The sequence below is a fragment of the Puniceispirillum sp. (SeqCode) genome, from assembly GCF_965657105.1.
Classification (GTDB): domain Bacteria; phylum Pseudomonadota; class Alphaproteobacteria; order Puniceispirillales; family Puniceispirillaceae; genus Puniceispirillum.
Window position 1 is genome coordinate 1 of record NZ_CBFHNB010000031.1, and the last position, 24,457, is coordinate 24,457.

Annotated in this window: 24 protein-coding genes and 1 pseudogene; 14 read left to right on the forward strand and 11 right to left on the reverse strand. The window is 45.5% G+C overall.

Annotated features, from left to right (window positions below):
• Positions 1 to 1,429: xylulokinase (xylB, locus tag ACTF7Q_RS05795; protein ID WP_438996910.1), on the reverse strand; the 1,429-nt coding region annotated here is incomplete at its 3' end.
• 162 nt (positions 1,430 to 1,591) lie between these two features.
• Here xylB and ACTF7Q_RS05800 point away from each other — a divergent pair.
• Both ACTF7Q_RS05800 and ACTF7Q_RS05805 read left to right on the forward strand, forming a co-directional pair.
• A complete protein-coding gene (locus tag ACTF7Q_RS05800; RefSeq protein ID WP_438996911.1) occupies positions 1,592 to 1,819 on the forward strand; it encodes a hypothetical protein in 228 nt (75 codons plus the stop codon).
• Positions 1,820 to 1,837: 18 nt separating this feature from the next.
• A pseudogene (locus ACTF7Q_RS05805) lies at positions 1,838 to 2,248 on the forward strand (class II fructose-bisphosphate aldolase); the annotation flags it as partial.
• A 110-nt stretch (positions 2,249 to 2,358) separates the two neighbouring features.
• Here the strand turns inward: ACTF7Q_RS05805 and ACTF7Q_RS05810 are convergent.
• The 4 genes from ACTF7Q_RS05810 to ACTF7Q_RS05825 form a co-directional block, all read right to left on the reverse strand.
• Entirely contained in the window at positions 2,359 to 3,885 is a 1,527-nt protein-coding gene (locus ACTF7Q_RS05810) for a class I adenylate-forming enzyme family protein (protein ID WP_438996912.1), read from the reverse strand.
• A gap of 30 nt (positions 3,886 to 3,915) precedes the next feature.
• Positions 3,916 to 5,148 carry an acyl-CoA dehydrogenase family protein gene (locus ACTF7Q_RS05815; protein ID WP_438996932.1) on the reverse strand — a complete coding sequence of 411 codons (1,233 nt, stop codon included), beginning with the start codon at positions 5,146 to 5,148 and terminating at the stop codon, positions 3,916 to 3,918.
• Between the two features lie 67 nt (positions 5,149 to 5,215).
• On the reverse strand, positions 5,216 to 5,998 hold the full coding sequence (locus ACTF7Q_RS05820; protein ID WP_438996913.1) for an alpha/beta fold hydrolase: 783 nt from the start codon (positions 5,996 to 5,998) through the stop codon (positions 5,216 to 5,218).
• Positions 5,998 to 7,032 (reverse strand): peptidase M29, encoded by a 1,035-nt coding sequence (locus ACTF7Q_RS05825; RefSeq protein WP_438996914.1) that lies wholly within the window; start codon positions 7,030 to 7,032, stop codon positions 5,998 to 6,000. Before ACTF7Q_RS05825 ends, ACTF7Q_RS05820 begins: the two co-directional genes overlap by 1 nt.
• Positions 7,033 to 7,255: 223 nt before the next feature.
• On the opposite strand from ACTF7Q_RS05825, the gene ACTF7Q_RS05830 reads away from it, so the two are divergent.
• Positions 7,256 to 8,185: a lytic transglycosylase domain-containing protein gene (locus ACTF7Q_RS05830; protein ID WP_438996915.1), complete on the forward strand. Its 930-nt coding sequence runs from the start codon at positions 7,256 to 7,258 to the stop codon at positions 8,183 to 8,185.
• A 17-nt stretch (positions 8,186 to 8,202) separates the two neighbouring features.
• Here the strand turns inward: ACTF7Q_RS05830 and ACTF7Q_RS05835 are convergent, their stop codons facing one another.
• Together ACTF7Q_RS05835 and ACTF7Q_RS05840 are read right to left on the reverse strand one after the other, a co-directional pair.
• Entirely contained in the window at positions 8,203 to 8,544 is a 342-nt protein-coding gene (locus tag ACTF7Q_RS05835) for an AzlD domain-containing protein (RefSeq protein WP_438996916.1), read from the reverse strand.
• A gap of 2 nt (positions 8,545 to 8,546) precedes the next feature.
• Complete coding sequence (locus ACTF7Q_RS05840) at positions 8,547 to 9,185, reverse strand: AzlC family ABC transporter permease (RefSeq protein ID WP_438996917.1); 639 nt, start codon at positions 9,183 to 9,185, stop codon at positions 8,547 to 8,549.
• Positions 9,186 to 9,386: 201 nt separating this feature from the next.
• On the opposite strand from ACTF7Q_RS05840, the gene ACTF7Q_RS05845 reads away from it, so the two are divergent.
• From ACTF7Q_RS05845 to ACTF7Q_RS05860, 4 genes are all read left to right on the forward strand, one after another.
• Complete coding sequence (locus tag ACTF7Q_RS05845; RefSeq protein WP_438996918.1) at positions 9,387 to 9,992, forward strand: TetR/AcrR family transcriptional regulator; 606 nt, start codon at positions 9,387 to 9,389, stop codon at positions 9,990 to 9,992.
• A gap of 168 nt (positions 9,993 to 10,160) precedes the next feature.
• Positions 10,161 to 12,506 (forward strand): efflux RND transporter permease subunit, encoded by a 2,346-nt coding sequence (locus tag ACTF7Q_RS05850; protein ID WP_438996919.1) that lies wholly within the window; start codon positions 10,161 to 10,163, stop codon positions 12,504 to 12,506.
• Positions 12,507 to 12,534: 28 nt separating this feature from the next.
• A complete protein-coding gene (locus tag ACTF7Q_RS05855) occupies positions 12,535 to 13,320 on the forward strand; it encodes an outer membrane lipoprotein-sorting protein (RefSeq protein ID WP_438996920.1) in 786 nt (261 codons plus the stop codon).
• A complete protein-coding gene (locus tag ACTF7Q_RS05860; protein WP_438996921.1) occupies positions 13,317 to 14,483 on the forward strand; it encodes a hypothetical protein in 1,167 nt (388 codons plus the stop codon). Before ACTF7Q_RS05855 ends, ACTF7Q_RS05860 begins: the two co-directional genes overlap by 4 nt.
• An 18-nt stretch (positions 14,484 to 14,501) precedes the next feature.
• Here the strand turns inward: ACTF7Q_RS05860 and ACTF7Q_RS05865 are convergent, their stop codons facing one another.
• From ACTF7Q_RS05865 to ACTF7Q_RS05875, 3 genes are all read right to left on the reverse strand, one after another.
• Entirely contained in the window at positions 14,502 to 14,696 is a 195-nt protein-coding gene (locus ACTF7Q_RS05865) for a hypothetical protein (protein ID WP_438996922.1), read from the reverse strand.
• A 115-nt stretch (positions 14,697 to 14,811) separates the two neighbouring features.
• The gene (locus tag ACTF7Q_RS05870; protein WP_438996923.1) at positions 14,812 to 15,693 is read right to left on the reverse strand and encodes an MBL fold metallo-hydrolase; all 882 of its coding nucleotides are present in this window, start codon (positions 15,691 to 15,693) and stop codon (positions 14,812 to 14,814) included.
• Positions 15,694 to 15,823: 130 nt separating this feature from the next.
• Positions 15,824 to 16,585 carry an IclR family transcriptional regulator gene (locus ACTF7Q_RS05875; RefSeq protein ID WP_438996924.1) on the reverse strand — a complete coding sequence of 254 codons (762 nt, stop codon included), beginning with the start codon at positions 16,583 to 16,585 and terminating at the stop codon, positions 15,824 to 15,826.
• Positions 16,586 to 16,657: 72 nt separating this feature from the next.
• Here ACTF7Q_RS05875 and ACTF7Q_RS05880 point away from each other — a divergent pair, with 72 nt between their 5' ends.
• From ACTF7Q_RS05880 to ACTF7Q_RS05900, 5 genes are all read left to right on the forward strand, one after another.
• Positions 16,658 to 18,013, forward strand: coding sequence for a selenium-binding family protein (locus ACTF7Q_RS05880; RefSeq protein ID WP_438996925.1), 1,356 nt, complete (start codon positions 16,658 to 16,660; stop codon positions 18,011 to 18,013).
• Positions 18,010 to 18,375: a 2Fe-2S iron-sulfur cluster-binding protein gene (locus ACTF7Q_RS05885; RefSeq protein WP_438996926.1), complete on the forward strand. Its 366-nt coding sequence runs from the start codon at positions 18,010 to 18,012 to the stop codon at positions 18,373 to 18,375. The genes ACTF7Q_RS05880 and ACTF7Q_RS05885 overlap by 4 nt, the downstream gene beginning before the upstream one ends.
• Positions 18,372 to 18,830, forward strand: coding sequence for a CoA-binding protein (locus ACTF7Q_RS05890; protein WP_438996927.1), 459 nt, complete (start codon positions 18,372 to 18,374; stop codon positions 18,828 to 18,830). The genes ACTF7Q_RS05885 and ACTF7Q_RS05890 overlap by 4 nt, the downstream gene beginning before the upstream one ends.
• 120 nt (positions 18,831 to 18,950) lie before the next feature.
• Positions 18,951 to 19,340, forward strand: coding sequence for a rhodanese-like domain-containing protein (locus ACTF7Q_RS05895; RefSeq protein ID WP_438996928.1), 390 nt, complete (start codon positions 18,951 to 18,953; stop codon positions 19,338 to 19,340).
• 89 nt (positions 19,341 to 19,429) lie between these two features.
• Positions 19,430 to 21,040, forward strand: a complete 1,611-nt coding sequence (locus ACTF7Q_RS05900; RefSeq protein WP_438996929.1) for an AMP-binding protein — start codon at positions 19,430 to 19,432, stop codon at positions 21,038 to 21,040.
• 224 nt (positions 21,041 to 21,264) lie between these two features.
• Here the strand turns inward: ACTF7Q_RS05900 and ACTF7Q_RS05905 are convergent, their stop codons facing one another.
• Positions 21,265 to 22,062: a hypothetical protein gene (locus ACTF7Q_RS05905; protein ID WP_438996930.1), complete on the reverse strand. Its 798-nt coding sequence runs from the start codon at positions 22,060 to 22,062 to the stop codon at positions 21,265 to 21,267.
• 427 nt (positions 22,063 to 22,489) lie between these two features.
• On the opposite strand from ACTF7Q_RS05905, the gene ACTF7Q_RS05910 reads away from it, so the two are divergent.
• Both ACTF7Q_RS05910 and ACTF7Q_RS05915 read left to right on the forward strand, forming a co-directional pair.
• Entirely contained in the window at positions 22,490 to 22,636 is a 147-nt protein-coding gene (locus ACTF7Q_RS05910; protein WP_438996933.1) for a BLUF domain-containing protein, read from the forward strand.
• 82 nt (positions 22,637 to 22,718) lie between these two features.
• Positions 22,719 to 23,819, forward strand: a complete 1,101-nt coding sequence (locus tag ACTF7Q_RS05915) for a molybdopterin-dependent oxidoreductase (protein WP_438996931.1) — start codon at positions 22,719 to 22,721, stop codon at positions 23,817 to 23,819.
• The last annotated feature ends 638 nt before the right edge of the window (positions 23,820 to 24,457 follow it).

Consider the following 24,457-nt stretch of genomic DNA (forward strand, 5'->3'; position numbering starts at 1 on the left):
GCCATTGGTGCCGACGATGCCTAAGCGCGTCTTTTATCATCGCATCTGGGCTAATGGTTTCGATGATGTCAGGCTTGCGTAAAATTGTGGCGGTGTCTGCGGCGCTATAGGATTTGCTGGCGAGTAAGCCTAGACGTGCGGCGCCAAGCGCTGCGCCAAAATCTCCATCTTCGGGGATTGTGATATCGCAATCTGTGACCGCCGCAATCAATGACAGCCAATAGTTACTTTTTGCCCCGCCCCCGGTAGCTAGAAGCTGGCTAGGACGCTTGTCAGCCGCGGCCAGAACATCGACAGCATCGGCCATTGCAAAAGCAACGCCTTCTAAAACAGCTCTGGTCATATCAGTGCGGTCATCACCGCGGGAAATACCAAAAAAACCACCACGAGCTAGCGCATCATTATGCGGGGTACGTTCGCCCGATAGATAAGGATGAAACAGCATGGGCGACGGGCTGAAACTGTCTTGTTCTATGTTGTTCATGAGGTTGATAACCGGTGTGTTTGATATCTCGGATAACCAGTTCAAACAATCAGTCGCGGCCAGAATGACACCCATCTGATGCCATGTATCTGGCAGCGCATGGCAAAAAGCGTGCGCTCCATTAGCTGGTGCAGGGGCAAAGCTGTCGGTGACGCTGAACACAACACCTGATGTACCAAGCGATAAAAAGGCATCGCCCGGATTTGTAACACCAAGCCCACAGGCTGCTGCCGCATTATCACCGCCGCCGCCAGCTATCGTAACGGTATTCTTGATGCCCCATTTTTGGGCGATATCGGGGCGAAGCTGTCCAGCAGGTGCACTGCCTTCAACCAGTTTGGGCATTTGTTCAATAGACAAACCGCAGGGTGACAGCAGGGCAGGTGACCATGCGCGTGCGGCAACATCAAGCCACAGGGTGCCCGCGCTGTCAGACATGTCCGAAATCTTTTCGCCTGACATCAGAAAGCGGACATAATCCTTGGGCAACAGGATAGTCGCGATTTTGGCAAATAAATCTGGTTCATGCCTTGCCATCCATAACGCCTTTGGTGCGGTAAAGCCAGGCATGACCGCGTTGCCACCAATTAAGCGATAGTCTGAAAATTCTTCATCAAGTTCTGTTGATTCAGCCGCATTTCGCGTGTCGTTCCATAAAATTGCAGGACGAAGCACATTGTCATCTTTATCCAGAGCAACCATGCCATGCATTTGGCCTGATAGGCCGATAGCTTGCACATCTGCCATTGCTTTGGCATGGTCTCGCGCTAGCTTCAACGCGGTTTCATTTACCGCATTCCACCAGTCGGCAGGTGCCTGTTCTGACCATCCAAGATGTGGTCGGGCAATATCGAGTGAGGCTGAGGTGCTGGCGATAATTCTGCCACCCAAGTCCAAAAGCAAAGCCTTTACGCCCGACGTACCGATATCAAAACCTAAAAACATTGCATATCTTTGCCTAATAACAAAAAAACATTCTGTCTATTTATTATCGTAAAATCAAGCCTTTGGTCTCTAGCTCAATGCCAGGATAGTTTTTTTGCCAATTGTCATGGGCTTGTCTAAGTAGGTGTTCCTTATCTAGATTTACTAAAAAAGAGGTTTGTTATGTCTATTCGTTTAGCTGTATTGGGTGCGGGACGAATTGGCCAGGTGCATGCGCGCGCTATTGCCGAGAATGATACCGCTATGTTGGCGGCAATTGCCAATCTCATTGCGGCGGCGGCAAATGCTATTGTTAGCATGACACATGCAGTTGGCGTCAGTGTCGAAGTCGAAATCGGCATTGTAGGATATAGCGATGATGCGAGGCAGGATGTCATCGCTATTGAATAGCATAATACCGACCCATATGAAGCGGCTAAACTATGTGTGGAAAGTGGCCTTGATGCGCTGGTCATCTCAATTGGAAATCTACATTTGCAAACAGATAGTAAATGTGAAATTGACCGTAAAACGCTGGCGCTGATTGAGGATGCAATCATAAATGCGTTTCAGGCAAATAATCTAGATCGACAGACTGTGCCATTGGTCTTACATGGTGGAAGTGGTATTCCACGAACTGTGCGCGCTGATCTGGCGCGCACAACATCTATCTGTAAATCTAATATAGGTACTGAACTTCGTCAGCAATTTGGCGCCGCATTGCGTCACACGCTTGATGAAAACCCCGCACAATTTGACCGAATTGGTATTTTAAGTGCGGTAATGTCACCTATGCAAAAAGTAGCAATGGATATTAGGCGCGAGTTCGGTGCAGCTTGATACGCATCTAAGCAAGATACATAAATCAATGACTGATTGCTATTAAACGGCTATTTTAATATTAATGTGCCTGGGCATTTCATCGCCAAATTATGTTTTGTGGAGAAATATCAGGCAATAAGGTCAGCGATTTTATCGGTAATGATTTTTCCAAGCGAGTTGCGGGGCAGTGCATCAACAAAGATAACGTCCTTGGGCATTTTGTAACGGGCTATTTTACCTTGAAAATAGTCGAGAATATCCTGTTTTGAAATAGGTTGACGCGAGGTGTTGCGTACCGCAACTAGGACGGGCACAGCGCCCCATTTACTGTCATCACGGCCAATAACAACAAATTCGGCTAGATCAGGATGCCCAAATAAAACACGTTCAAGTTCAGCTGGATAGATGTTTTCACCGCCTGAAATTATCAAATGCTTCGTGCGTCCGACAAACCAGTAAAAGCCATTTTCATCAATCCGCGCAACATCTCCAGTATGAAACCAGCCATCAGTAAGGGAAGCGGCTGTGCTGTCCGTATTATTCCAATAGCGTGTCAGCACATTATCTCCTTTAACCCATATTTCGCCATTCTTGCCAGTAGCGACATCGACGCCTTGTTCGTCAACCAGCCGGATTGTGCATAATTTGCCAGCCCTGCCGATTGATCCTGCTGTTGCGAAAGCGCAGTCTTGCGTTTGATAAATCGCAATGGGGCTGGTTTCTGTCGCACCATAAATTTGCACTAAAGGGATAGACCGATCATGAACCGCATTAATCAGCGCCAGGGGAACATCAGTTGATCCAATCGAGACCATCCTTAGGCTGGATATATCACTTTTTTGCCAATCTTTATGTGTGACCAGAGCTGTTAGAATGGTTGGCACGCAATTGATCAAGGTGATTTTTGATGATGCGATTGTTGTCAGTGTCTCAGCCGGATCAAATTTTTGATGTAAAACTAGTTGAGCGCCAATCAGTAGCGCAGGTAAAGGCTGTATATTCAATCCGCCAGCATGAAATAACGGCAAAATATTTAGGACAATATCGTCGGCTGTCATGCCATAAGCATGGTGACTCATTATCGCATTCGCGATCAAAGCAGATTGTGCCAGCAAAGCGCCTTTTGGTCGTCCGGTGGTGCCTGATGTATAAACTAACAAAACCGGATCATCGACCGATCCGGAAAACACTTGATCATGGAGATGGCTATCTTTGCGAAGACCACATAATGGCAGGCCATGATAGCCATTGGCAGTATCAATGGGAATAGAACGGCATAGCAAACCATTATCGGTTATCAAGCCAATATTATCGCTGAACGCATCGTCAAACAGCAACCATGATGGTGTGCAGTCAGCTAGCTGATAGGCCAGTTCTTCTGTAGATAGGCGCCAGTTCAACGGCACCAGAATGAGACCAAGCCGCGCGGCAGCCATTAGCATTACGAAAATTTCCGGATTGTTCATCCCATAATAGGCGATGCGGTCACCACGCTTTAGCGTGCCATCAGCAATAATATAGGCCGTTGTCTGGTCAATGGCCGCGCAGAGATCACCGTATGTTATTATTTGATTGTCATAATGAACAGCCACCGCGCTGGATGACCGCGCATGATCATGGTCAGGGTCAACAGAGATATATTCATCAAGACGCATGCCGCTACTCAAATACAACATCTGGCATGTTCAAGAATCGCTTTCACCTGGTTGGTATAACGCGCCACGGCCAAGCATATCGGTGCATAATTCAGCCGTCCACGGCAACATCAAAGCACCGCAACGGCTGTCACGATACAGACGTTCAAGTTGCAGTGAACGCAACATAGCCTGTCCACCGCACGTTCTAACAGCTAGTTGCGCAATCGCATTTGCATTTTCCATGACCGTATATTGTGCGGCCCACGCCCTATGTAGTGAGTCCTCACTTGGATTTGGGCAGGCTTCTGAAATTGACTGAAACCATAATGATTTGGTTTGTTCTAGCATAATTTTCATCTGTGCCACAGCAAGCTGTTTGGTAGGGTACATGCGGCGTTTGACCGGCGGTGTGCCTGGCTGTTCGCCACGCAAATAGCGGATAGTGAAGTCATAGGCAGCTTGCGCAATACCCATATAGGCGGGCGTCAATGTCATGAACATATGTGGCCATCTTTTTGCGGCCTGAAAGTAAATACCACGGGGCATAAGCTGTTCGCTGAAAGGCACAAAAACATCTTTGAAAATGAGAGTGCGGGATACCGTCCCCCGCATGCCAAGTGGATCCCATTCACCCTCGACCGAGACACCTTCGGCATCGGCTGGAATGGCAATATACATTGTATTAGATCGTGATGGTTTTGTATCTTCTGTAGCAAGCTCTGTACATAGAACACCATAAAAATTGGCATGTCCTGATAGTGATGCAAAAATCTTTTTGCCGTTGATGATCCAGCCGCCATCGCCTAGCAAGGCGGTTGTGCCAAAGGCAGCATGGCCAGCGGCCGCTGCGCCGCCCTCGGAAAATGGTTGCGCATAAATAGCACCATCATGCAGAATACGGGCATAATGTTTCTGGCGCATTGCATTATGTTTTGCCCGTGTGTCATCGTCCATTTCCAGCCCATCAGCTAAAAAGCCGGTCCATAGGCATGAACTGACATGCATGTTAAAGGTCAGGGCTGTTGCACCGCAATAGCGCCCAATTTCAGCCGCCGCGAGCATATAGGCTTTCAGGTCGGCACCGCGACCACCATGCTCTTTCGGCACGCAAATACCCATTAAATCATGTTTATGAAGATCGACGTAATTTTCGGTTGGGAAACGTGCCTCACGGTCAATGCCCGGGGCGCGATCTGCAAATTTGGAACAAGCTAGCTCACGTGTTTCCTGACATAAGCGCGCTTCAAAGTTGGTTAGTTTCCAGTCAATAGGGTCAAACATCGGTGCATCTGTCCGATTATCTTGTCCTGCATCAAGACCGCTTTGTTTCAAATCGTCCACTATATGTTCATCCCTGACTCACTAAAAAATCACGTATTATATCATTAACCATATCACTTGCTTCACTATTAACTAAATGCCCGGCTTTTTCAACAAGGTGAAATTGACTTTTTTGAATGCGATCAGCCATTCTTTGCATGCTGGTGGCAGGCGCATTCTGATCCTCTTCGCCTGCAATCAGGCAAGTGGGCATAGTCAAAAGATGCTGATCATCGCGCCGGTTAAACGTCGTTAGACATGTAATAATCTGGCGATAGGTTGCTTCAGGCACTGCCGCCATTGCCCCAATGGCGTCTTGAATAGTCTCTTTGCTGGCAATTGATCCTGTTATCTCAGGAACAAATTCACTAGCCAGATCAGGCATCGTTTTGCCCTTATCAAGCGGCGCGAGGCGGTCAGCTAGAAAGCGATCCTTGAAACTGTCATCACGGCCACCAAAAGCAGCACTAGTCGCAATCAATATAAGTGAATTAACGCGATTGGGATGCCGTATGGCCATTTCCTGAGCCAGCATGCCGCCAATTGACTGCCCCATGATATGAGCAGATGCAATATCGAGCGCATCCATAAAAGCGATTAAATTGTTGCATAGGGTTTCAAAAGTGAGATCGGCGAGGGGATGCGATCCGTTATAACCAGGCATATTCCAAGCTAGCACTCTGAAGTCATCTGCCAGTCCGGTGCTTTGTGCGGCAAAGCTACTGTCATTGCCGCCAATGCCGTGAAGACAGATGATGGGCTGACCCGAACCACCGCTATCTTTGTATGTATAGCCAGCTATGTATGGCATCAGCAGATAACACCGTCATCAACCATTTTTTGACCATCCAATGTGATTGTGCAATCCATCATTGGTAAATCGAAATGCCCTTCTGTATAGCGGTTGGCAAATTCATTCGCGCCTGTCGAGAATAGAAAATTACCAGCAAGAGCACGCAATTCAGTGCCATTCAAGTCATCCTTGTCATACATGGTAAGCGCTTCATATCGGGCATGTGGATTCAGCCCCCAACCGACATGGCTTGTTGCATAGGCTAGGGGATCATCAAAACCGGCAAGATAATGACGCATCAAGCGGGCATCTGTGCCATCACCATCGATCTGGGTAACAAAATCATCAGTGATATGAAAACGCACTTCGCTTTCAAAATAACGTTTAAAAGTCAGGTTGATATCACCTGGTTTGAACACCAATATGCCGTTGGTTGATGCCGTGTGCGGAAAGCTGACCACGAGGCCACCAGGCCAATGAGCCAAGGTTCCCGGACGATCAGTCCATCCCCAAACGCCAACCGTGATGGTGTTGGCCATTGCCACATGTAAATTTGTGCCAGCGATCGATGTGACGTGCATTTCAGATGCGTTACGGCAGGCTGTAACAGCGCGCTTGACGCTGTCTTTAAGAATTGGATCAAGAGGCAGCCGTGCCAGAATTTCAGGGTGTTCATTGGAAATGCTCATGATGCGCGCGCCCGATTTCAGAATATCTGATGTTGGCTGGGCATGCATGAGCCCCTCGACTGTCAGATCAATGATGAAATCGGCGTTACATAGGGCTTCAACTATATGCGGTTCCCCATCAAGAACATTAGACGCGCCAGTTGAGCGCACAATAGGCGCGCATGTCGCCGGTCTTGTTTCGGTGCGGGTAATATCAAAGGGAAGGTTGAGTTGCTGTAATGCCAGTTCGGTCAGCATGATATTGACGTGCCGGCTGTGTGACTCAATCAGGACAATGATCTTTTCATCGGCTCTGGCTTTACATAAGCTAAACAAGGATACAAAAGCATCGAGCCATTGTTTTTGAATGGGGGTGTCCTGCATTTTTACCTGCATCTTCATATTTAGTCGGTATTATCACCGACTTTAGAGAATCATATTATCAATCTTGCTGGTATTTAAAAGACAGCGTTTGCTGTATTATCGATTAATTGCCTGCAAATTAGATTTTATATTGTATTTGGCACATTTGTTGCTCTTTGTGTCCATGTTTCAAAGTCGTTTTACCATTTATTGCATATGTGCGTTTCTTTTTTTTCATGTTGGCATGTCGTCACATGTGTGGGCGCGTGATGTTGATTGTGAGGCACTAGCCGCACAAGCTGAAATCGACTATGCAATCCCGTCCGGTATCATGCAAGGCATTGCCCGGGTTGAGTCAGGGCGCGTTGGTCTTGATGGAAAACGCAAATCCTGGCCATGGACAGTCAATGATGGCGTTGAAGGTTTGTTTTTTGAAGATCAAGCATCCGCGCTTGAATTTGTCGAGGTGAGCTATGCCAATGGTGAAAATAGCGTTGATATTGGCTGTATGCAGATTAACACCAAATGGCATAAAGAAAATTTTCGCGACTTTGCCGAAATGTTCGATCCCAATATTAATATGGATTATGCGGCGTCGTTTCTGATAATTCTGCGTAACCGCTATGGTAGCTGGGATCAGGCAATCCGCCATTATCATTCAAACGACCCCAACAAAAATGAACGTTATGTAGGTAAAGTTCGTGCCGTTATGGCGGCCGAAGACCATAAATTGCCTTCTTCACCACAATTGATGAATGCGGTTTTAAATGTATCATCGACTTTACCTACAACGAAACCTAAGCCTAGGCCTAAGCTTAATGTTGCCATGTCGATGCCGGCACAACCAAAAGCCTTACCGCAAACCAAACCAAAGATGAAAATAGGTCTTAAAACCCTTGCTGTTTCAAAGATACCAGAACCAATTTCAAGCTCGATTTCTGAAAGTGAAGATAGCCTGTCACCTCGCATCGGATTGGCTAAACCAAACAATAACATCATAAAAGATAGACATAATTTGCCAAAAAACCTAAGCAAGCAGGCTGCCGTAAAGACTTTGCCTGTGCCTGTTACCGCACCGTCAGGTGATGATCTGATAAAGATAAGGCAGCCCCATATTGCCAAGAATTGGCGTAAAGTACTGGAATTTAGAGCTAGTTTCGCAAAACAAAGATAATCAACAGTAATATTTATTTAATTATATATTGTTACAATTATTGCAAAGCTACCTAATCCAGCACATAGGGCGTAAAACAACTTCTTAGTTAGTATCATTGTAGCAAGGCCTATGAATAATCCCATAAAACGGTGATCTAATTCAGTTGTAGCCAGAACGCCGGTTGGATAGACAAGAATGAGCATCAAAACACCCGATACCATGGCGTAAGCAACGCTGTTGATCCATGCCATCAACGGGGTGTCAGTGGCAATGCGGCCTGCCAGAATAACACCGATAAAGCGCCAGCCAAAAGTTCCTAAACACGCAAGAGCTACGGCTAACCATGCTTCGCCTAATGTATAATCAATATTGCTCATGATTATTTCCATCCCCTGATGCGATATATTACCATAGCAAATGAACCACCAATCACACCAGCGATCAGAATGCTCCAATCAGCGGCAAGCGGATAGATGAGGGGACATAATGTGCCACCAATAACGGCGGCTAGACGATTTAGCGTTTGGCGTGCATTGATAACCAGAAGCAGAATATAAAGCGGCGTGACAAAGATCACCAAACGCAGAATATCCGGAGGAATCCAGTCAGCAATGTAGAAGCCGATCAATGTGCCGACCATGGCAAAGGTGAAAATGGTCAGGCTAAAGCCAATATAATAACCCAAAAGTAAAGGGGGTGGATATTGCTGGGTTTTGAAACCGATCTGTGCCCAACTGGTTATCGCTAGGAAATGCATCAATAAAACCCGTTTCCAGAAGGGTAAATTATGCGCAGATAAATTCAAAATATCACTGCCAGAAATAACCATGAGCATCATCCGCATATTGGCAAGCGAGACCGCCACAAAGATTAGAAGAAGGCTGGCACCACCAGCAAAAAGGCTGGCAAATGCAACTTGTCCAGGCATGCCAAAGACCGTTGCCGTTGTTACTATTGTCATCCAGACATCAAAACCAGCTTCGCGCGCTATTGAGGCAAAGCCTGTCATAGTGCTCATCAGGGCAAATCCTGGCACATTAACAGCGTCCCGAATGCCGATCAGCCATAGTCTGTCTGCTATTTTGTCTTTGGTTATTTGAGGTGACGGTTCGGCCATTTTTAAAAAGCACTCATATAGATAAATGTTGGCTGAAAACCCGGTATTGTAAAAAACTTCACATTTGATTTATAACACAGATATTACAATAGCGAGTGTGTAGTGATATCAGCACCAAAAAAACATGGTCGTCCCGTCTCATTCGATAGGGACAGAACTATCCAGACAGCTTTGGATCTGTATTGGAGACAGGGTGTTTTGGCGACCTCGCTAAATCAGGTGGCACGTATGTCTGATGTGTCAAAGCCAACATTATATCGGTATTTTGAAAATGAAGATGGCTTGTTGCATGATGTGCTGAAAACATATTTGCTAAACAATGCAGATCAATTTAATTTTCTTAAAGAACATGACAATATCCGGCAGGGTTTGTCAGCATTTTTTTTACAGATTATCGACGCATGGACGGCCAAAGACTCGTCACCTCATGGTTGCCTTTTTTGTGATTGCCTTCATGAAATTGACCGACTTGGCTCCAAAAGCCAGTCATTGATAAAAACGCACCTGCAACAGCAACCTCAGCAATTGGCGGTAATATTGTCTCATGCGCGTGATAGGGGGCAGTTGAAAGATGGTGTGGATATTGATCAGGCGGCACTTTACCTGACCAGTCATGTTATTGCTCTAAATGCTATGGTGAAAATGGATGTTGCGCGCGAACATCTTGTCGCAATAACCAGTATGGCTATAGATACTGTGGTGCGTTAGGATTAAAATTTAACCTAACTTTCACAAATCTCTCAATATCTGCCTATTTTTTTGGCATACCTAACTAATTCAGCGATATTTATACCGTTTGGTATTAAAGTCTTTACTTCTTGAATATTGCGTATTATCGATGCATTCAGTTTAGTTGTATTTTTAAAGGATGCTTTGATGTCACAGCAAGATGGTTCTTATGGTGAGTGGATTCTTAAATATAGATTTCTAGTTTTGAGTCTTATCACAGCTGTAACCTTGCTTGCTGCCGCAGGCGCCCAATTTCTTTACTTTGACAATGATTACAGGGTTTTCTTTGGTAAAGAGAATCCTCAACTTAAAGCATTTGAGCAAATCCAGCAGACCTATACCAAAATCGATAACGTTAACTTTGCCGTTGATCCAATTTCAGGCAAGGCGAATGCGCCTGAGGTGCTGGCCGCTGTTGAGGAGTTGACCGACATTGCATGGCAGCTTCCTTTTTCAATTCGTGTTGATAGCCTGTCAAATTATCAGCATACCGAGGTTGAAGGTGATGATCTGATTGTCCGTGATTTATATACTGATGCAATGTCAATGAGCGCTGATGAGCAAGCTTTGGTTGATCGTGTGAGCACGACCGAGCCAGCTCTGGCAGGAAAAATTCATGATAAACAACATCGGGCTACATCTGTAAATGCAACCATTCAAATGCCAGGTAAAAGTGCTGACGAGGTTGCCATTGTGGCGGCGGCCGCGCGCGAAATGGCAGCCGAGATCGAAGCAAAACATAATGTCAAAATCCGTTTGGGAGGTGTTATTTTTCTGAATAACGCGTTTCTGGAATCATCAATGCTGGACATGGCAACATTGGTACCGGCCATGTATTTGGTCATTTTGATTGTTGCTTATCTATTGCTTAGATCGATGATGGCAACAGTTTTGGTGCTGTTTGTTGTTGTGCCAAGTATCATGGTGGCTATGGGTGCTGGTGGGTGGATGGGCATTGGCCTGACGCCGCCTTCGGCCAGTGCACCAACGATTATCACCACACTTGCTGTCGCTGACTCAATCCATTTATTGGTAAGTATGTTCAACCGGATGCGGGCAGGGCATAGTCAGCGCGACAGCTTGCTTTACAGCATACGGGTCAATGGAAAACCTATTTTTCTAACCAGCCTAACAACGGCTCTGGGTTTTCTGTCGATGAATTTTTCAGACTCCCCGCCGTTTCACGATCTTGGTAATATAACAGCTATAGGTGTTATGGCTGCCTGGATTTATTCAATCGTTTTGTTACCTATTCTCATCAGCTTTGTGCCGCTGAAATCAAAAGCCACGCTGGCAAAGCTTGATGATAAAATGGGTAAGCTCGGTGTCTATGTCGCTTCGCGTTACAAGTCGGTTCTAGCTGTCAGTGTTATTATCTCAGTAAGTGTTCTGGCGCTTATTCCACTTAATGAAATCAATGATGACTTTGTTAAATATTTCGATGAGTCAGTCCAGTATCGTCAGGATACCGACTGGATCAGCAACAATCTGACAGGTGCCAATCAGGTGCAATTTAGTTTGCCTGCTGGTGAATCCAATGGTGTTAGCGATCCAGCCTTTATTGAAAAAGTGTCTGATTTTACCGCCTGGGCGCATAACGAGCCTGTTGTAACACATGTCCAATCTATTTCGGACACTTTTAAGCGTCTTAACCGTGATCTGAACGCTGGTGATCCGGCTTTCTACCGGGTGCCTGATACGCGAGAACTTGCCGCCCAGTATCTGCTTTTATATGAGCTATCCTTGCCATTCGGTTTGGATTTGAACAATCAACTTGATATCAGTAAATCATCAACACAGGTTATTGTCACAATTGACGATATGACCACCAATGAACTTCGTGCCTGGATTACACGTGCCGAAAGATACCTTGCGGATGAGCTTGATTTCAACCTGACGGCTGTTGGCCCTACAGTAATGTTTGCCTATATTTCCGAGCGAAATATTCAAAGTATGCTGCTGGGAACTCTTGTAGCCGTTTTTCTGATTAGTGGTGTCATTTTGATCGCCTTGCGTGATGTCCGGCTTGGGATCATCAGCCTGGTCCCTAATTTACTGCCTGCGGCACTCGCCTTTGGCCTTTGGGGTTTGCTTGTCGGGCAGGTCAATATGGCTGTCGCTGTTGTTGCGGGTATGGCGCTTGGCGTTGTGGTTGACGATAGTGTTCATTTTCTCAGCAAATATCAGATTGCTCGACGCGAATTAAAACTGTCTGCGCATGATGCTGTCATTTCGGCCTTTAATGGTGTCGGAACAGCACTTGTTGTCACAACCCTGATATTAACAGCTGGGTTTGCTATTCTGGCGCAGTCAACCTTTGGCGTGAACAGCTATATGGCAATGTTAACAGGCATAGCCCTTGTTATAGCCTTGATTGCTGATATGACTTTGCTCCCTGCATTGCTGATTGCCCTTGATAAGGATAAAAAAGAAACCGCACCGGTAATGGGTGCTTCGGAAATGGGTGCTAAAGAAGCGCCACAAAACGCTTAAGCTCATGATGTTGTTCAAGGAGACCAAAATGAAACTCGCTACTGCAACCATGTTTGTCGCTATTGCCTCTGCCTGTATAACAACAGGGGCATTTGCCTCGCCTGAAAAAGGACTAGAGATTGCGATTGAAGCCGATAGCCGCGACAAGGGGTTTGGTGATTCAACCGCACAGATGACAATGATCCTAATGGACAAATATGGCCAATCAACTGAACGTGCGATCCGTAACAGAACGTTTGAGGGTGATAACGAAGGTGATAAGTCTCTTGTTATATTTGATAGTCCGGGTGATGTGCGCGGCACAGCTTTTCTTTCGCATACAAAAAAGGCTGACTCTGATGACCAATGGCTATATTTGCCAGCTCTGAAGCGCGTTAAGCGTATCGCCTCGTCAAATAAGGCAGGTCCTTTTATGGGTAGTGAATTTTCGTATGAAGATATCGCCAGTCAGGAAGTTGAAAAATACACCTATAACTATTTGCGTGATGAAGAGTTGAATGGTCTTGACTGTTTTGTGGTTGAATATGATCCGGTTGACCCCAAAAGTGGTTATAAGCGCCAGATCGTTTGGATGGATAAGGCTGAGTACCGCGTCCACAAAATTGATTTCTATGACCGCAAAGATGCACTTTTGAAAACCTTGACCTATGAAGATTATAATCAATATCTAGATAAATTCTGGCGGTCTAATCGTTTGGTTATGATTAATCACCAGACAGGCAAGAAAACGGAACTGGTGTTTGCCGATTGGAAATTGCAGACCGGCATGACCGAACGTGATTTTGAAAAATCCGCATTGAAACGAACACGATGATCAGGTTTGCTGTTCACAGCTTTGCCATTGGCTTATTGCTAGCACAACCGGCTTTTGCTGGTGAGGTTAATGGCACGCTATCATCACGGCTGGATTTTTATCCAGATCATGCTGATGGTACGGCGTCAGAAGGGCGCTCGGCGGAAGTGAAGATCGATGCCTTTCATGATTTTGACGAAAGTCGAATTGTGGGTGAATTCATTGTCCGTGGGGATGAAAAAGATAGTGGCCGCCGGATCACTGAAGCTCGACAGGCCTATCTTCGCACCCCCTTTGCCGGATTTGATGTTTTTGTTGGAAATCGTCAGGAATTTTGGGGCAAGGCAGAAAGTAAAAATGTTGTTGATGTCATTAATCAGTCCGATGCCGCAGCAAATGAGGGTAAATCAGGTAAACTTGGGGCACCATCTATATCCGCTGAGCGCTATCTAGATATTGGTGACTTGCAGCTTTGGTATATTTCTGGTTTTCGCGAAAAAACATTTAATGATAGTGACGCGCATCCGAGCAGTGGACTGCCGATCAGCTCTGCACAATATGCGCGTAAAGATAGCAAGGATGCAGATGACTTTGCGGCGCGCTTGTCCAGCTTTGCCGGTGATTGGGATCTCGCGGGTAGTGTTTTTTACGGTACCGCCCGTGATCCTATATTGTCTGTCGCTAGTGGAGGCAGCGCATTAAACCCCTATTATGCCTTACAAAAATCAATTGGATTAGAAGCCCAATATACAGGTGATGTGACATTGATCAAATGGGAAAGCCTTCATGGCACCCAAAGCAGCTTACTTGGCGCGCATGATTTTGCATCGGCTGTTGCGGGGATTGAATATACTTATTACGGACCATTTGAAACAATGTGGGATGTTGGCTTGATTGGTGAAATTCAACATGACGACCGTCCTCAGGCCGCAGCCAATCAATTTGGTGTTGCGGGTGTAAGGCTGGTATTTAATGACATTGCAGATAGTAATATCCTGTTTCTGGCGTCATCGGATCGCAAAGCGGATCAGTCCTTTGTCTCTTTGGAAGCATCGCGACGGATCAATGATGTTACCAGTGTGAAACTGACCAGCCAGTTTTATAATGCGCGCACAGCCACGTCTGCATTTGGACAGCTATCAGACGATGATGCGGTCACCTTGACGCTAAATATGTTCTTTTGAACCATATGTGGTTTAGGATTATTTTTTCATCATCTTGGTGATGGCCGAGCTTAAACGCGTCTGATCAGCCTGCATAACCGTTTTGAATGCAGCAATTCTATCTTCAATGCTGGAAACGCTATTATCGATAAGTGTTCTGAGTTGCTCATCCTTGATGGACTTGGCGCGTTGTTCGGCTTTCAACCGCATTAACTTTTTTTCATGATCAGACATATTATTTAATCTATTCCGGTTTTAGAGGTTGGGCTAGCCATGTGCTATGTAATTTACATTTGGTCAAAGCCCATTGTTTCTAATTCACGTTCTCAAATTGCGTTATAAATGAACGCTAAATAGTGTAATTGAGTCCATCAAATCCAATCAAACAGTGGCCGTCGAATGTATTTTTGACGTCGGTAAGCCAGTCATCGTCACTGCTAATCTCTCTTTCAGGGGGAATGAGATGGTTTAGCATAAGGCACTTAACATCAGCTTCTTTTGCTATACTGCCAGCTTGCGAGGCAAGTGTATGGGACGCCAACAAATGTTTGCGAAGTTGTTCATTGCCTGTTTTGGTTTGGCCGACAACATAGTCAATGCCTGATGAAAGCATGGCTTCATGCACCAGAACATCACTCTTTTTCGCAAAATCAATCATCGCATCTAGATAGGTTGTGTCACCTGAAAAAGTGATGGCTTTATCACCAGCATCAAACCTGAGGGCATAGGACTCAACGATAGGCGGGTGGTTGTTCTTGATTGCGCTCACGCGCATATCATCATCATACATGATGCTGAAGGCCTCACCAGGTGCGTTGACGTCGCTGTAAGTGTGGAAGGCGACCATGTCATCAAGTGGACGTCTGCCTTCATCCACAATCCGAAGCTCAATATCAAACTTCATCATGTGACGAAATCCATTCCAAAGCTTATCGAGTCCTGGTGGGCCGTAAACCTGAACGGGGTTCGAAAGACCAGCGGTCCATGCGGTATGGAGAAGCGCGCCAAGTTCAAGACAGTGGTCTGAATGATAATGTGTAATAAAAACATGTGTAATATCAGTCAACTTATAGCCGGCGTTAACAAGTCCTGAAGTAACACCAAGCCCACAATCGATGACAATTGATTTATCGGCAATGGCAAGATGCGAGGATGTAGGCATCATTGATGGCCCCTTGCCACGAAGTGACGGACCACCTTTAGTACCTAATAATGTTAGATTTATCTCCACAAGATAATCCATTGGTCGTTTGATACATCACCGATACTTTAAATCTATGTGGTCAGAAATAATTACGCAATCATCTTGATCAATAGTATCTTTATTTTACTTTTAGGTGTTGTTTTGTAGGGCTTAAAGGTTAGCCCGTTTTTTGGATATCGGTTGTTATGTCCCATCCCAAGTTTGCCGATATATCACTGGCAATTTTGGTTATTTGGGGGCCAAGTTTTTCCCTAAAGGCTGGTGTAAAGACGCGCACTGACCCTGTCGCACCAATAGACATTGTGGCACCTGGTCCCGTGCGAGCGAGGGGGGCAGCCACCGAGCACATGCCGCGCTCGATCTCTTCCACGCATTCTGCAAATCCGCGTTCGCGTATGCTTTGAAATTCGGTTTTCAAGTCTTGAACATCGGTCAATGTAAATTCCGTATAGGCGCGCAACTGCCCTTCAACCAGACAGGATAAAGACAAGTCGGTAGAAAAGGCGGCCACAGCCTTTGAGCAAGAACAAGCATGTAAGGGGCGCTTTCCCAATCCGGGGTGAAGATAAGAGACACCAGTGTCAGGGGTCTCAACATGAATGATCTCAACTGATTTTCCACGCAGTCGGGACAGAAAAAAAGTACAGCTGAATTGGCTGGCTGCTTGTTTTAATGTGGGGGCAATGGTTTCAAGCAAAGAACGGTCAGACTGGTCACTTTGCGTTACCCGCTTCAAGCGAGAGCCAATGGCAAATTGTCCCCGACCAACAGGTTCTAATAGGCCGATGGCAACAAGGTCTTGAACCAATCTGTATGCTGAAGGTTTTGGAAGCTCAGAGTGGGCGCAAATATCCGCCACCGTTGCCAGTTCTTTCTGTCCCACGACTTCAAGAATCATTGTTAGGCGCTCAAGATACATATTTTTTCCTTGTGATAAAGTTATTATCATAATACAAGAATTGATAAGTAATCGCAAGGAAGGAACGCGAAGATGGACGGTTTATGTTGTGGCCCGGGTTATGCAAGTCCGGCAGAGGCGATAAAAGCGCCGCGCGAAAAACTCCTTTATACGATTGCTATCTATACAGGCACGGGTATTCAGAAACCGGATTATCTGGCCACTGTTGATGCCGATCCTGATAGCCCCACATATTCGCAGGTTATACACCGTCTTGAAATGCCTGGTATTGGAGATGAGTTGCACCACATGGGCTGGAATGCGTGTTCATCATGCCATGATGACGCTGGGATGAGTCGCAAATACTTGCTTGTGCCCGGGGTTCGTTCAAATAATATCCATGTGATCGATACAGCAACTGATCCCTTTGCGCCGCGCTTGCACAAGGTCATTGACGGTGCCGAAATCAAATCAAAAACGAATCTGTCAGGCCCGCACACTGTGCATTGCTTGGGATCGGAAATTATTATTTCCTTTCTTGGCGATGCCAAGGGGGAAGCACCTGGTGGCTATCTGCATCTCAATAAAGAGTTTGAGATTGTTGGTAGGTGGGAAAACTCCATGGGAGACATACCTTTCAGTTATGATTTCTGGTATCAGCCACGCCATAATGTGATGGTTAGTTCGGAATGGGCAGCCCCAAACACCTTTATGCCTGGTTTTGACCTTGAAGAAGTGGGTCATCTTAAATATGGGCGCCGCCTTCATATCTGGGACTTTGAAAAGAAACAGCCAGTCGAGACTATGTATCTTGGCGAAGATGGTCTTATTCCACTCGAAGTTAAGTTCATGCACGATCCGGATAGCAGCCACGGATTTTGCGGTGCGGCTCTCAGCGCAAATGTTATCCATTTCTGGAAATCTGACAATGGCACTTGGGAATGGGAAAAGATCATCGATGTTGAGAATGAGCCGCATCCTGAATGGCCTATTCCTGTGCCTGGTGTGATGTCAGCTATCCTTGTGTCGATGGATGATAAATATCTTTACCTGAATAACTGGCTACATGGCGATATGCGCCAATATGACATCTCTGATCCACATAACCCCGTGCTTACTGGCCAGGTCTGGATGGGCGGGCTGTTAGGCAAAGCTCCTGTCGTTAATGGCGTCAATGTTGCGGGGGGGCCGCAGATGTACCAGCTGTCGCTGGACGGGAAGCGGATGTATGTAACGACATCGCTATTTTCGACGTGGGACAATCAGTTTTATCCTGAAATTCGTACGCAAGGTGGTGTCATGTTGATGATTGATTGTGACGTTGAGAATGGTGGCATGAAGATTAACGAGAATTTTATCGTTGATTTTGGCAAGGAGCCAAATGGCCCGTCACGTTGCCATGAAACCCGCTATCCAGGTGGCGATTGCACAAGCGATATCTGGCTATGAGTATGATTACCATCGCCAATCGTGAGAATGCAACTTATCAGGTGAAAGGCCGTAAACCCTTGCTTGATGAATTGCGCGATCAGGGTGTCGATCTTCCTTATGGATGCAAATATGGCGGGTGTATAACCTGTGCGGCTAAGCTGATCGATGGTGAAATTGACCAGCGCGCTCAGGTGGCGCTTAATAATTGGCAGTTAAATAATGGCTATGTCATCCTATGCGTCGCGCGCGCTGAAACCGACTGCACGCTGGAAATAGGGGTTGAAAGCCATGACAAACTATATCGCAACCCGTTTCTCGACCCTTTGCAACCGCATGAACTAAAAGCTGATATCGCAACGCCTTTGGATACTGAAAAATGAAATATATGAACCATGACGAACCCTATAGTCACGAATATCTGCAAAATATTCTTTCATCAGTCAAAACCATAGCCATGGTGGGTGCTAGTCCCGATAAGACTAAATTCAGCTATGGTGTGTTGCGGGTACTGCATGAAACTGGCTATGACATGATACCTATTAATCCACGCCCCGGTCTCGTCGAGATCAGGGGGCTTAAGGTGTATCCAAACCTGGCTGCAATTGACCGGCCAGTTGATATGGTTGAGGTATTCCGAAAGCCCGCAGATTTGCCCGGTATCGCCGAAGAGGCTATTGCTATTGGCGCTAAGGTATTGTGGGGGCAAATCGGCGTTCGTAATGACGAAGCGGCACGGATGGCGGAAGATGCTGGTATGCAGGTGGTGATGGATCGCTGTCCTAAAATCGAGTTGTTCCGGCCTTTCTGGAAACCCCGTCTTGATCTTGCAATTTGATAGTAAGGGTGACCGAAATCTATGTTTCGTCTATCTTTTAAAGCGGAGCAGTGAGCCTATAATCTGGCTGTTCACCATAGGGATGAATTGGCTTAAAACCATTATAAAAGGAAAATAATTATGCCTCAGAAAATAACCAAGAGCGCAAAAGAGCTCGTAAATGCGGCTGTTTCTGCTGTGCCCGCAATTAGCGTCGAAGACGCTATGGTTTTGGTTGGGTCGCCGGATCACGTCTTTGTTGATCTGCGTGACGGAACTGAACAGGCCAAAACCGGAACTATTGAGGGGGCTATTGCATCTTCACGTGGCACGATGGAATTTCATATTGATCCGGAAAGCCCCGTGCATAAGCCAGAATTTAACCAGGATAAAACCTATGTGTTTTATTGTGCATCTGGCGGGCGATCTGCCATGGCAGCACTTGTAGCCATGGATATGGGACTCTCGCCTGTTGTGAATCTTGCAGGTGGTGTTAGTGCTTGGAAAAAAGCTGGTGGCGTATTGTCATAAACCACCTTGGTGAATGGGTTTTGAGTCTGGAAACGGCCTCGTTTTCCAAAATTTAAGGGGTTTTGAAGTAATGGCTGACTGGAGTTTATATGATTTACGATAGTCCCGAGCTAGCACGTGATGCTGCTAATCATGCCGCTTTGTCACCCGTATCAATTCTTAAACGTGTAGAGCGTGTGCATCCAGAGCTACCAGCACAAATCCATGGGCGAATCCGGCGCAATTGGGGGGAGGTGGCAGAACGTTGTAAGCGACTTGCTTCGGCCTTGGCCAAGCGTAATATTGGCAAGGGTGATACGGTTGCTTTGATTGCCCCAAACATCCCCGAAGCACTTGAATGTGCTTTGGCGATACCCATGATTGGCGCTGTTTTGAACGCGAATAACACCAAGCTGGATGCAGGCACGATTGCCTATATTCTGGAGCATGGTGAAGCTAAGGTTTTATTGGTCGATACAGAATTTTCAGAGATGGCGGCAAAAGCCGTTGCGCAATCCAACCGTGATTTACTTATCATCGATATTGAGGACAGTGAAGGACCAGGCGGGGACAAGATCGGCGCGCTAACATATGATGCGCTTTTAGCCGAAGGTGAACCGAATTTTTCATATTGTTTACCAGATGATGAATGGGACGCGCTGGCACTGAACTATACATCTGGCACCACAGGCCGCCCCAAGGGCGTCGTATATTCACATCGTGGTTCGTGGATGAACGCTGTCAATAATGTGGTCACATGGGAAATGCCGCATCATCCTGTGTATCTTTGGACATTACCATTGTTTCACTGTAATGGCTGGTGCTTTCCGTGGACAATCACCCTGCTTGCTGGCACGCATGTGTTTTTGAGAGCGCCAAAAGCTGATGCCATCTATGATGCGTTTGTTGACTATAAGGTCACGCATCTTTGTGGTGCCCCCATTATCATGTCAATGATATTGAGCGCGACAGAAAAGCGGAAGTTTTCGCACAAGATCAAAATGATGACAGCCGCAGCGCCACCGCCTGCCAACGTCATCGAAGGCATAGAAGCGCTGGGCATCTCAATCACACATGTCTATGGCTTAACTGAGGTCTATGGACCCGCCGTCGTTTGTGCGGAAAAACCAATTTGGGCAACGCTCCCACCCGAGGAACAGGCTAAATTGAAAGCAAGGCAGGGTGTGGCCTATGAGTTGGAGGAGGATGTATTGGTCTTAAATCCTGACACATCTGTTCCTGTCGCATGGGATGGTGAAACGTTGGGCGAAGTTGCGTTTCGCGGCAATATTGTTATGAAGGGATATTTGAAGGAACCAGAGGAAACAGCTAAGGCGTTTCGGGATGGTTGGTTCTGGTCTGGCGACATAGCTGTGCAACACGCCGATGGCTATATCGAGATACGTGACCGGTCGAAAGATATTATCATCTCAGGAGGCGAGAATATCTCATCAATTGAGGTTGAAAAGGCACTTTATTCGCATCCCGCCGTGAGCCTTGTTGCGGTGGTGGCGATGCCTGATGAAAAATGGGGTGAAGTGCCTTGTGCGTTTGTTGAGTTGTCAGGCCAAGCATCGGAAGTAGAATTGCTGGCGCATGCAAGAGAAGGCCTTGCTGGATACAAATGTCCCAAGAAAGTGATCTTTGGTGAATTGCCCAAAACCACAACTGGGAAAATTCGCAAAAACGAACTCCGAGACCAGGTTCGTCACAAGCGTTGATTGCATCCAAAGCCAAAACCTATATTGGTCAAAAATTTCATCCTCCATCGACAATTTGAATCGTGTCTGTGGTGAATTTTGACGCGTCACTGGCTAGGTGAATTGAAAATTTATGGCCAACATAATATGCGGTAACATCATGTGCTAGGCTAAGAACAGCCGCTTTTTGTCTAATGACCATCCTTAAATATTATCTAAAGCATATCGGGACTATAGTTTGACATTTAATCAATAAAGATTCCCATCGCCTGGAGTGCTTTATTGCCATAAACAAGCATTTCGCCTTTTTTTTCCAAATCTGCTACCTTTTTTCTTACGTCATTCTCATCCAGCTTTGATCTAGCTGATAAAGATGAACTCGTATTTTCCAATTTCATGCTTTGCGGAATACGGCGGTCTAAAGAATTATTTACCCACTCTTCTAGCAAAGCCAAATCACTGCCTTTGAATGGTAATTGGTTCCCAGGAAATTCAGGTGTTTCAGCTTGAATTCGGTCAAGTTGAAATTTTACATCAGGAATATCAAGAGGCTGACCCGTAGCGACATAATAGACATCATCACGCGCAAACTCGGCGCGCCATTTTTTGATGAGCATATTTTCTCGTTTGGCACGCTTGCTCAAGATCGGCAGATCATCATAATCATCATTACCAGAAACAGACCTGTCTTGATTAGGCGCATTTGAAGTCGCTTGATTAGCTGTATTTGTTCCAGCCTGATCAGCCACAGTTTCAGACGCAGTATCCGAGACATTCTGAGACGGTTCAGTTGGGGTGCTTTGCTGTATTTCTTCGCTTATAGGCGCGCTACTTGTTGCTTCAGGGCTTGACGTAGCATCAGATGAGACTGTTGTTCCAGAATCTTCAGAAGGCGTTGAGACCGATGACGCTTCTCCTGGCGACCGGCTCCATCCCCATCCAGCCGCATTCGTCGCGTAGACAGCCATGATCATAAAAACAAACAAAGTTTTCATAAAATGCCAATGTTTTAGAACGTGATAAGAAAGGGCGCGACCGTTCATTGTGTTTTATATCCATAATGTTTAATGGCAGATTAATTATTCTAATAACAATAACGAAGTATAGCGCTAAACTGTTAGCCCAGAATGCCAAAGAATTAGTCTGGGTTAGATTGTGGCTTACACCCAATCCCACATCTGAATAGGGTTGCCGCAACTGATAGTCTGATGATTAAGCTTGTTTCAATGATGAGGAAGGATCTCGAACCTTGGGTTTATTTGAATGGTTAGTATATTTGATATTTTACAAAAATTAAGCAATATTAATAATAAGTAATACATTTTCTATTACTATTCAGGATTACAAAATGGGGCGAGCAAAAAAGAGAAACTTAAACATGTAATATACACTTCAAGACCAACATTTTTCGATGTTGAAATATTAGATAATATTTTACATACCTCACGCACCAATAATACAAGATGAGACATAACAGGAAATCTTATTTTCCATTCTGACTTGTTTCTTCAGTTATTAGAAGGACCACCAGACTTAATTGATATTTTATATCAGGGTATATTGTTAGACGATCGACATACCGACATTGTTAAATTAAGAGATGAGATAACTAACTGATTTATTTAGAAGTCAAAACAGTAACAGTTTTATAAGTAAAACCTTGTAAGTGTGCATTTATATTTAACTAGCAGGACAAATTATGAACAACCCATTCATCGGCCCAATATCGAAACCTGATACAGAAAAAGGTGTATATGATGACTTTGAGCGCAGGCTTGCAAACCGCAATTCGGGTACCTTACTGGAAACTTTAGCTTTAGATATTACGCCGTCAGGCGCGCATTACCTTTTGACTCATTTTGATACGCCAATCATTGATTTCAATGAACATAAATTGCATTTTGAAGGTGCATTTGAAAATCCTTTTACGTTAGACATGCATCAAATTTACGATCTTCCAGAGGTATCTATGCCTGTGACTCTGGAATGCTCAGGTAACGGTCGTGCCCATGCCTCACCGCGGGCATATTCTATGCCGTGGGGTTATGAAGCTGTTGGAACTTCAGAGTGGACAGGGACCCCGCTTGCACCATTAATAGCGCAGGCCAAACCAAAGGCTGACGTTGTTGACATTTCATTTACCGGAGTGGATTTCGGATATGACGCTGGTGTTGGGCATCACTTTGGCAGAAGCTTGACGATTAGCCAGCTTGAAAAGCTTGACGTTCTTTTGGTTCACACGATGAATGGTCAACCGCTACTTCCGCAACATGGTGCTCCGCTGAGGATCGTTGTGCCTGGTTGGTATGGAATGGCTTCAGTTAAATGGCTCGCTAAAATTGAAGCCCTCACAGAAAAATTTGAAGGCTTTCAGCAAATCAAAACATATCGTTTTAGGCAAGATGCTGAAGATGAAGGCAGCCCCGTTACCTCACTTAAAGTAAAGTCACTAATGGTACCACCTGGAGTGCCAGATTGGCTGAGCCGTGACCGATGCGTTGAAAGTGGTAACGTTACCATAATGGGAAAAGCCTGGTCTGGTTCCGGCCACAAAATAACGAAGGTGGAATTTGGGATTAATGGCAATTGGCAAGATGCTCAGGTCATTGGACGAAGAGGAAAATATGCCTGGACAGCTTGGCAATATATTTGGAATGCAGAACCTGGAGAGCACATATTACAGTGCAGAGCCACAGACGAAACTGGGGCAACTCAGCCAATAGATCCCCCCTTTGACGTAGGTGGTTTTGGCAATAATGCGATTCAATCCATTAAAGTTTTTGTGCACCCTGCAGATTGAATTTAATGACTCCGAATTATAATCCTAAATCCAGATTAAGTTTGGTTTAATTGATATAATAGTGCGTTATATGCCAATGAATATCTAATATAATCATAGATTAATGGGTATGTATTAAACTAAATTATGAAATGAAGATAAGGGGTGTGGCGGAGAGACAGGATTCCAAACTCTGCCGTAAACCACTGATCTGAGTCATAAATTCTAACTGTACCAATTTGGACCCCACAACGGACCCCACAATTGATCAGTATTACCTATACTTTTCCTAAATTAATAAAGCTTGCCTCAGAGGTGAAGGGATCGGGATCTGGGAGCTTTGTTGTAAAACATAAAGCCAGAAGGCACGAATACACTTATAGCGCATGTTAACTGCTTCATTTTTTTAATCAGAAAAAAGGCCGAGACGATGTCAAAGAGCATCTTCCCGGCTAAATTATTCAACTAGATAATTGGTTTGATTACATTGCACCAATTTCTTTGAAATACCGCGCTGCGCCCGAATGCATCGGGATACTATAATCCTTTGCGCCCAGCTTGGCATCCATACCTACTAAGCTTGTAAGGTCAGATTACTTGTTTTAAAGACGAGAAAGCTCTGGAAACCAAGTCCTGTTGTCCATTTTTATCAATTTTTA

Coding starts and splice junctions, on each gene's coding strand:
- ACTF7Q_RS05800 (WP_438996911.1), top strand. CDS start 1,592: ATGTCTATTCGTTTAGCTGTATTGGGTGCGGGACGAATTGGCCAGGTG.
- ACTF7Q_RS05810 (WP_438996912.1), bottom strand. CDS start 3,885: ATGCGTCTTGATGAATATATCTCTGTTGACCCTGACCATGATCATGCG.
- ACTF7Q_RS05815 (WP_438996932.1), bottom strand. CDS start 5,148: ATGTTTGACCCTATTGACTGGAAACTAACCAACTTTGAAGCGCGCTTA.
- ACTF7Q_RS05820 (WP_438996913.1), bottom strand. CDS start 5,998: ATGCCATACATAGCTGGCTATACATACAAAGATAGCGGTGGTTCGGGT.
- ACTF7Q_RS05825 (WP_438996914.1), bottom strand. CDS start 7,032: ATGCAGGACACCCCCATTCAAAAACAATGGCTCGATGCTTTTGTATCC.
- ACTF7Q_RS05830 (WP_438996915.1), top strand. CDS start 7,256: ATGTCGTCACATGTGTGGGCGCGTGATGTTGATTGTGAGGCACTAGCC.
- ACTF7Q_RS05835 (WP_438996916.1), bottom strand. CDS start 8,544: ATGAGCAATATTGATTATACATTAGGCGAAGCATGGTTAGCCGTAGCT.
- ACTF7Q_RS05840 (WP_438996917.1), bottom strand. CDS start 9,185: ATGAGCACTATGACAGGCTTTGCCTCAATAGCGCGCGAAGCTGGTTTT.
- ACTF7Q_RS05850 (WP_438996919.1), top strand. CDS start 10,161: ATGTCACAGCAAGATGGTTCTTATGGTGAGTGGATTCTTAAATATAGA.
- ACTF7Q_RS05855 (WP_438996920.1), top strand. CDS start 12,535: ATGAAACTCGCTACTGCAACCATGTTTGTCGCTATTGCCTCTGCCTGT.
- ACTF7Q_RS05860 (WP_438996921.1), top strand. CDS start 13,317: ATGATCAGGTTTGCTGTTCACAGCTTTGCCATTGGCTTATTGCTAGCA.
- ACTF7Q_RS05865 (WP_438996922.1), bottom strand. CDS start 14,696: ATGTCTGATCATGAAAAAAAGTTAATGCGGTTGAAAGCCGAACAACGC.
- ACTF7Q_RS05875 (WP_438996924.1), bottom strand. CDS start 16,585: ATGTATCTTGAGCGCCTAACAATGATTCTTGAAGTCGTGGGACAGAAA.
- ACTF7Q_RS05880 (WP_438996925.1), top strand. CDS start 16,658: ATGGACGGTTTATGTTGTGGCCCGGGTTATGCAAGTCCGGCAGAGGCG.
- ACTF7Q_RS05885 (WP_438996926.1), top strand. CDS start 18,010: ATGAGTATGATTACCATCGCCAATCGTGAGAATGCAACTTATCAGGTG.
- ACTF7Q_RS05890 (WP_438996927.1), top strand. CDS start 18,372: ATGAAATATATGAACCATGACGAACCCTATAGTCACGAATATCTGCAA.
- ACTF7Q_RS05895 (WP_438996928.1), top strand. CDS start 18,951: ATGCCTCAGAAAATAACCAAGAGCGCAAAAGAGCTCGTAAATGCGGCT.
- ACTF7Q_RS05900 (WP_438996929.1), top strand. CDS start 19,430: ATGATTTACGATAGTCCCGAGCTAGCACGTGATGCTGCTAATCATGCC.
- ACTF7Q_RS05905 (WP_438996930.1), bottom strand. CDS start 22,062: ATGAACGGTCGCGCCCTTTCTTATCACGTTCTAAAACATTGGCATTTT.
- ACTF7Q_RS05915 (WP_438996931.1), top strand. CDS start 22,719: ATGAACAACCCATTCATCGGCCCAATATCGAAACCTGATACAGAAAAA.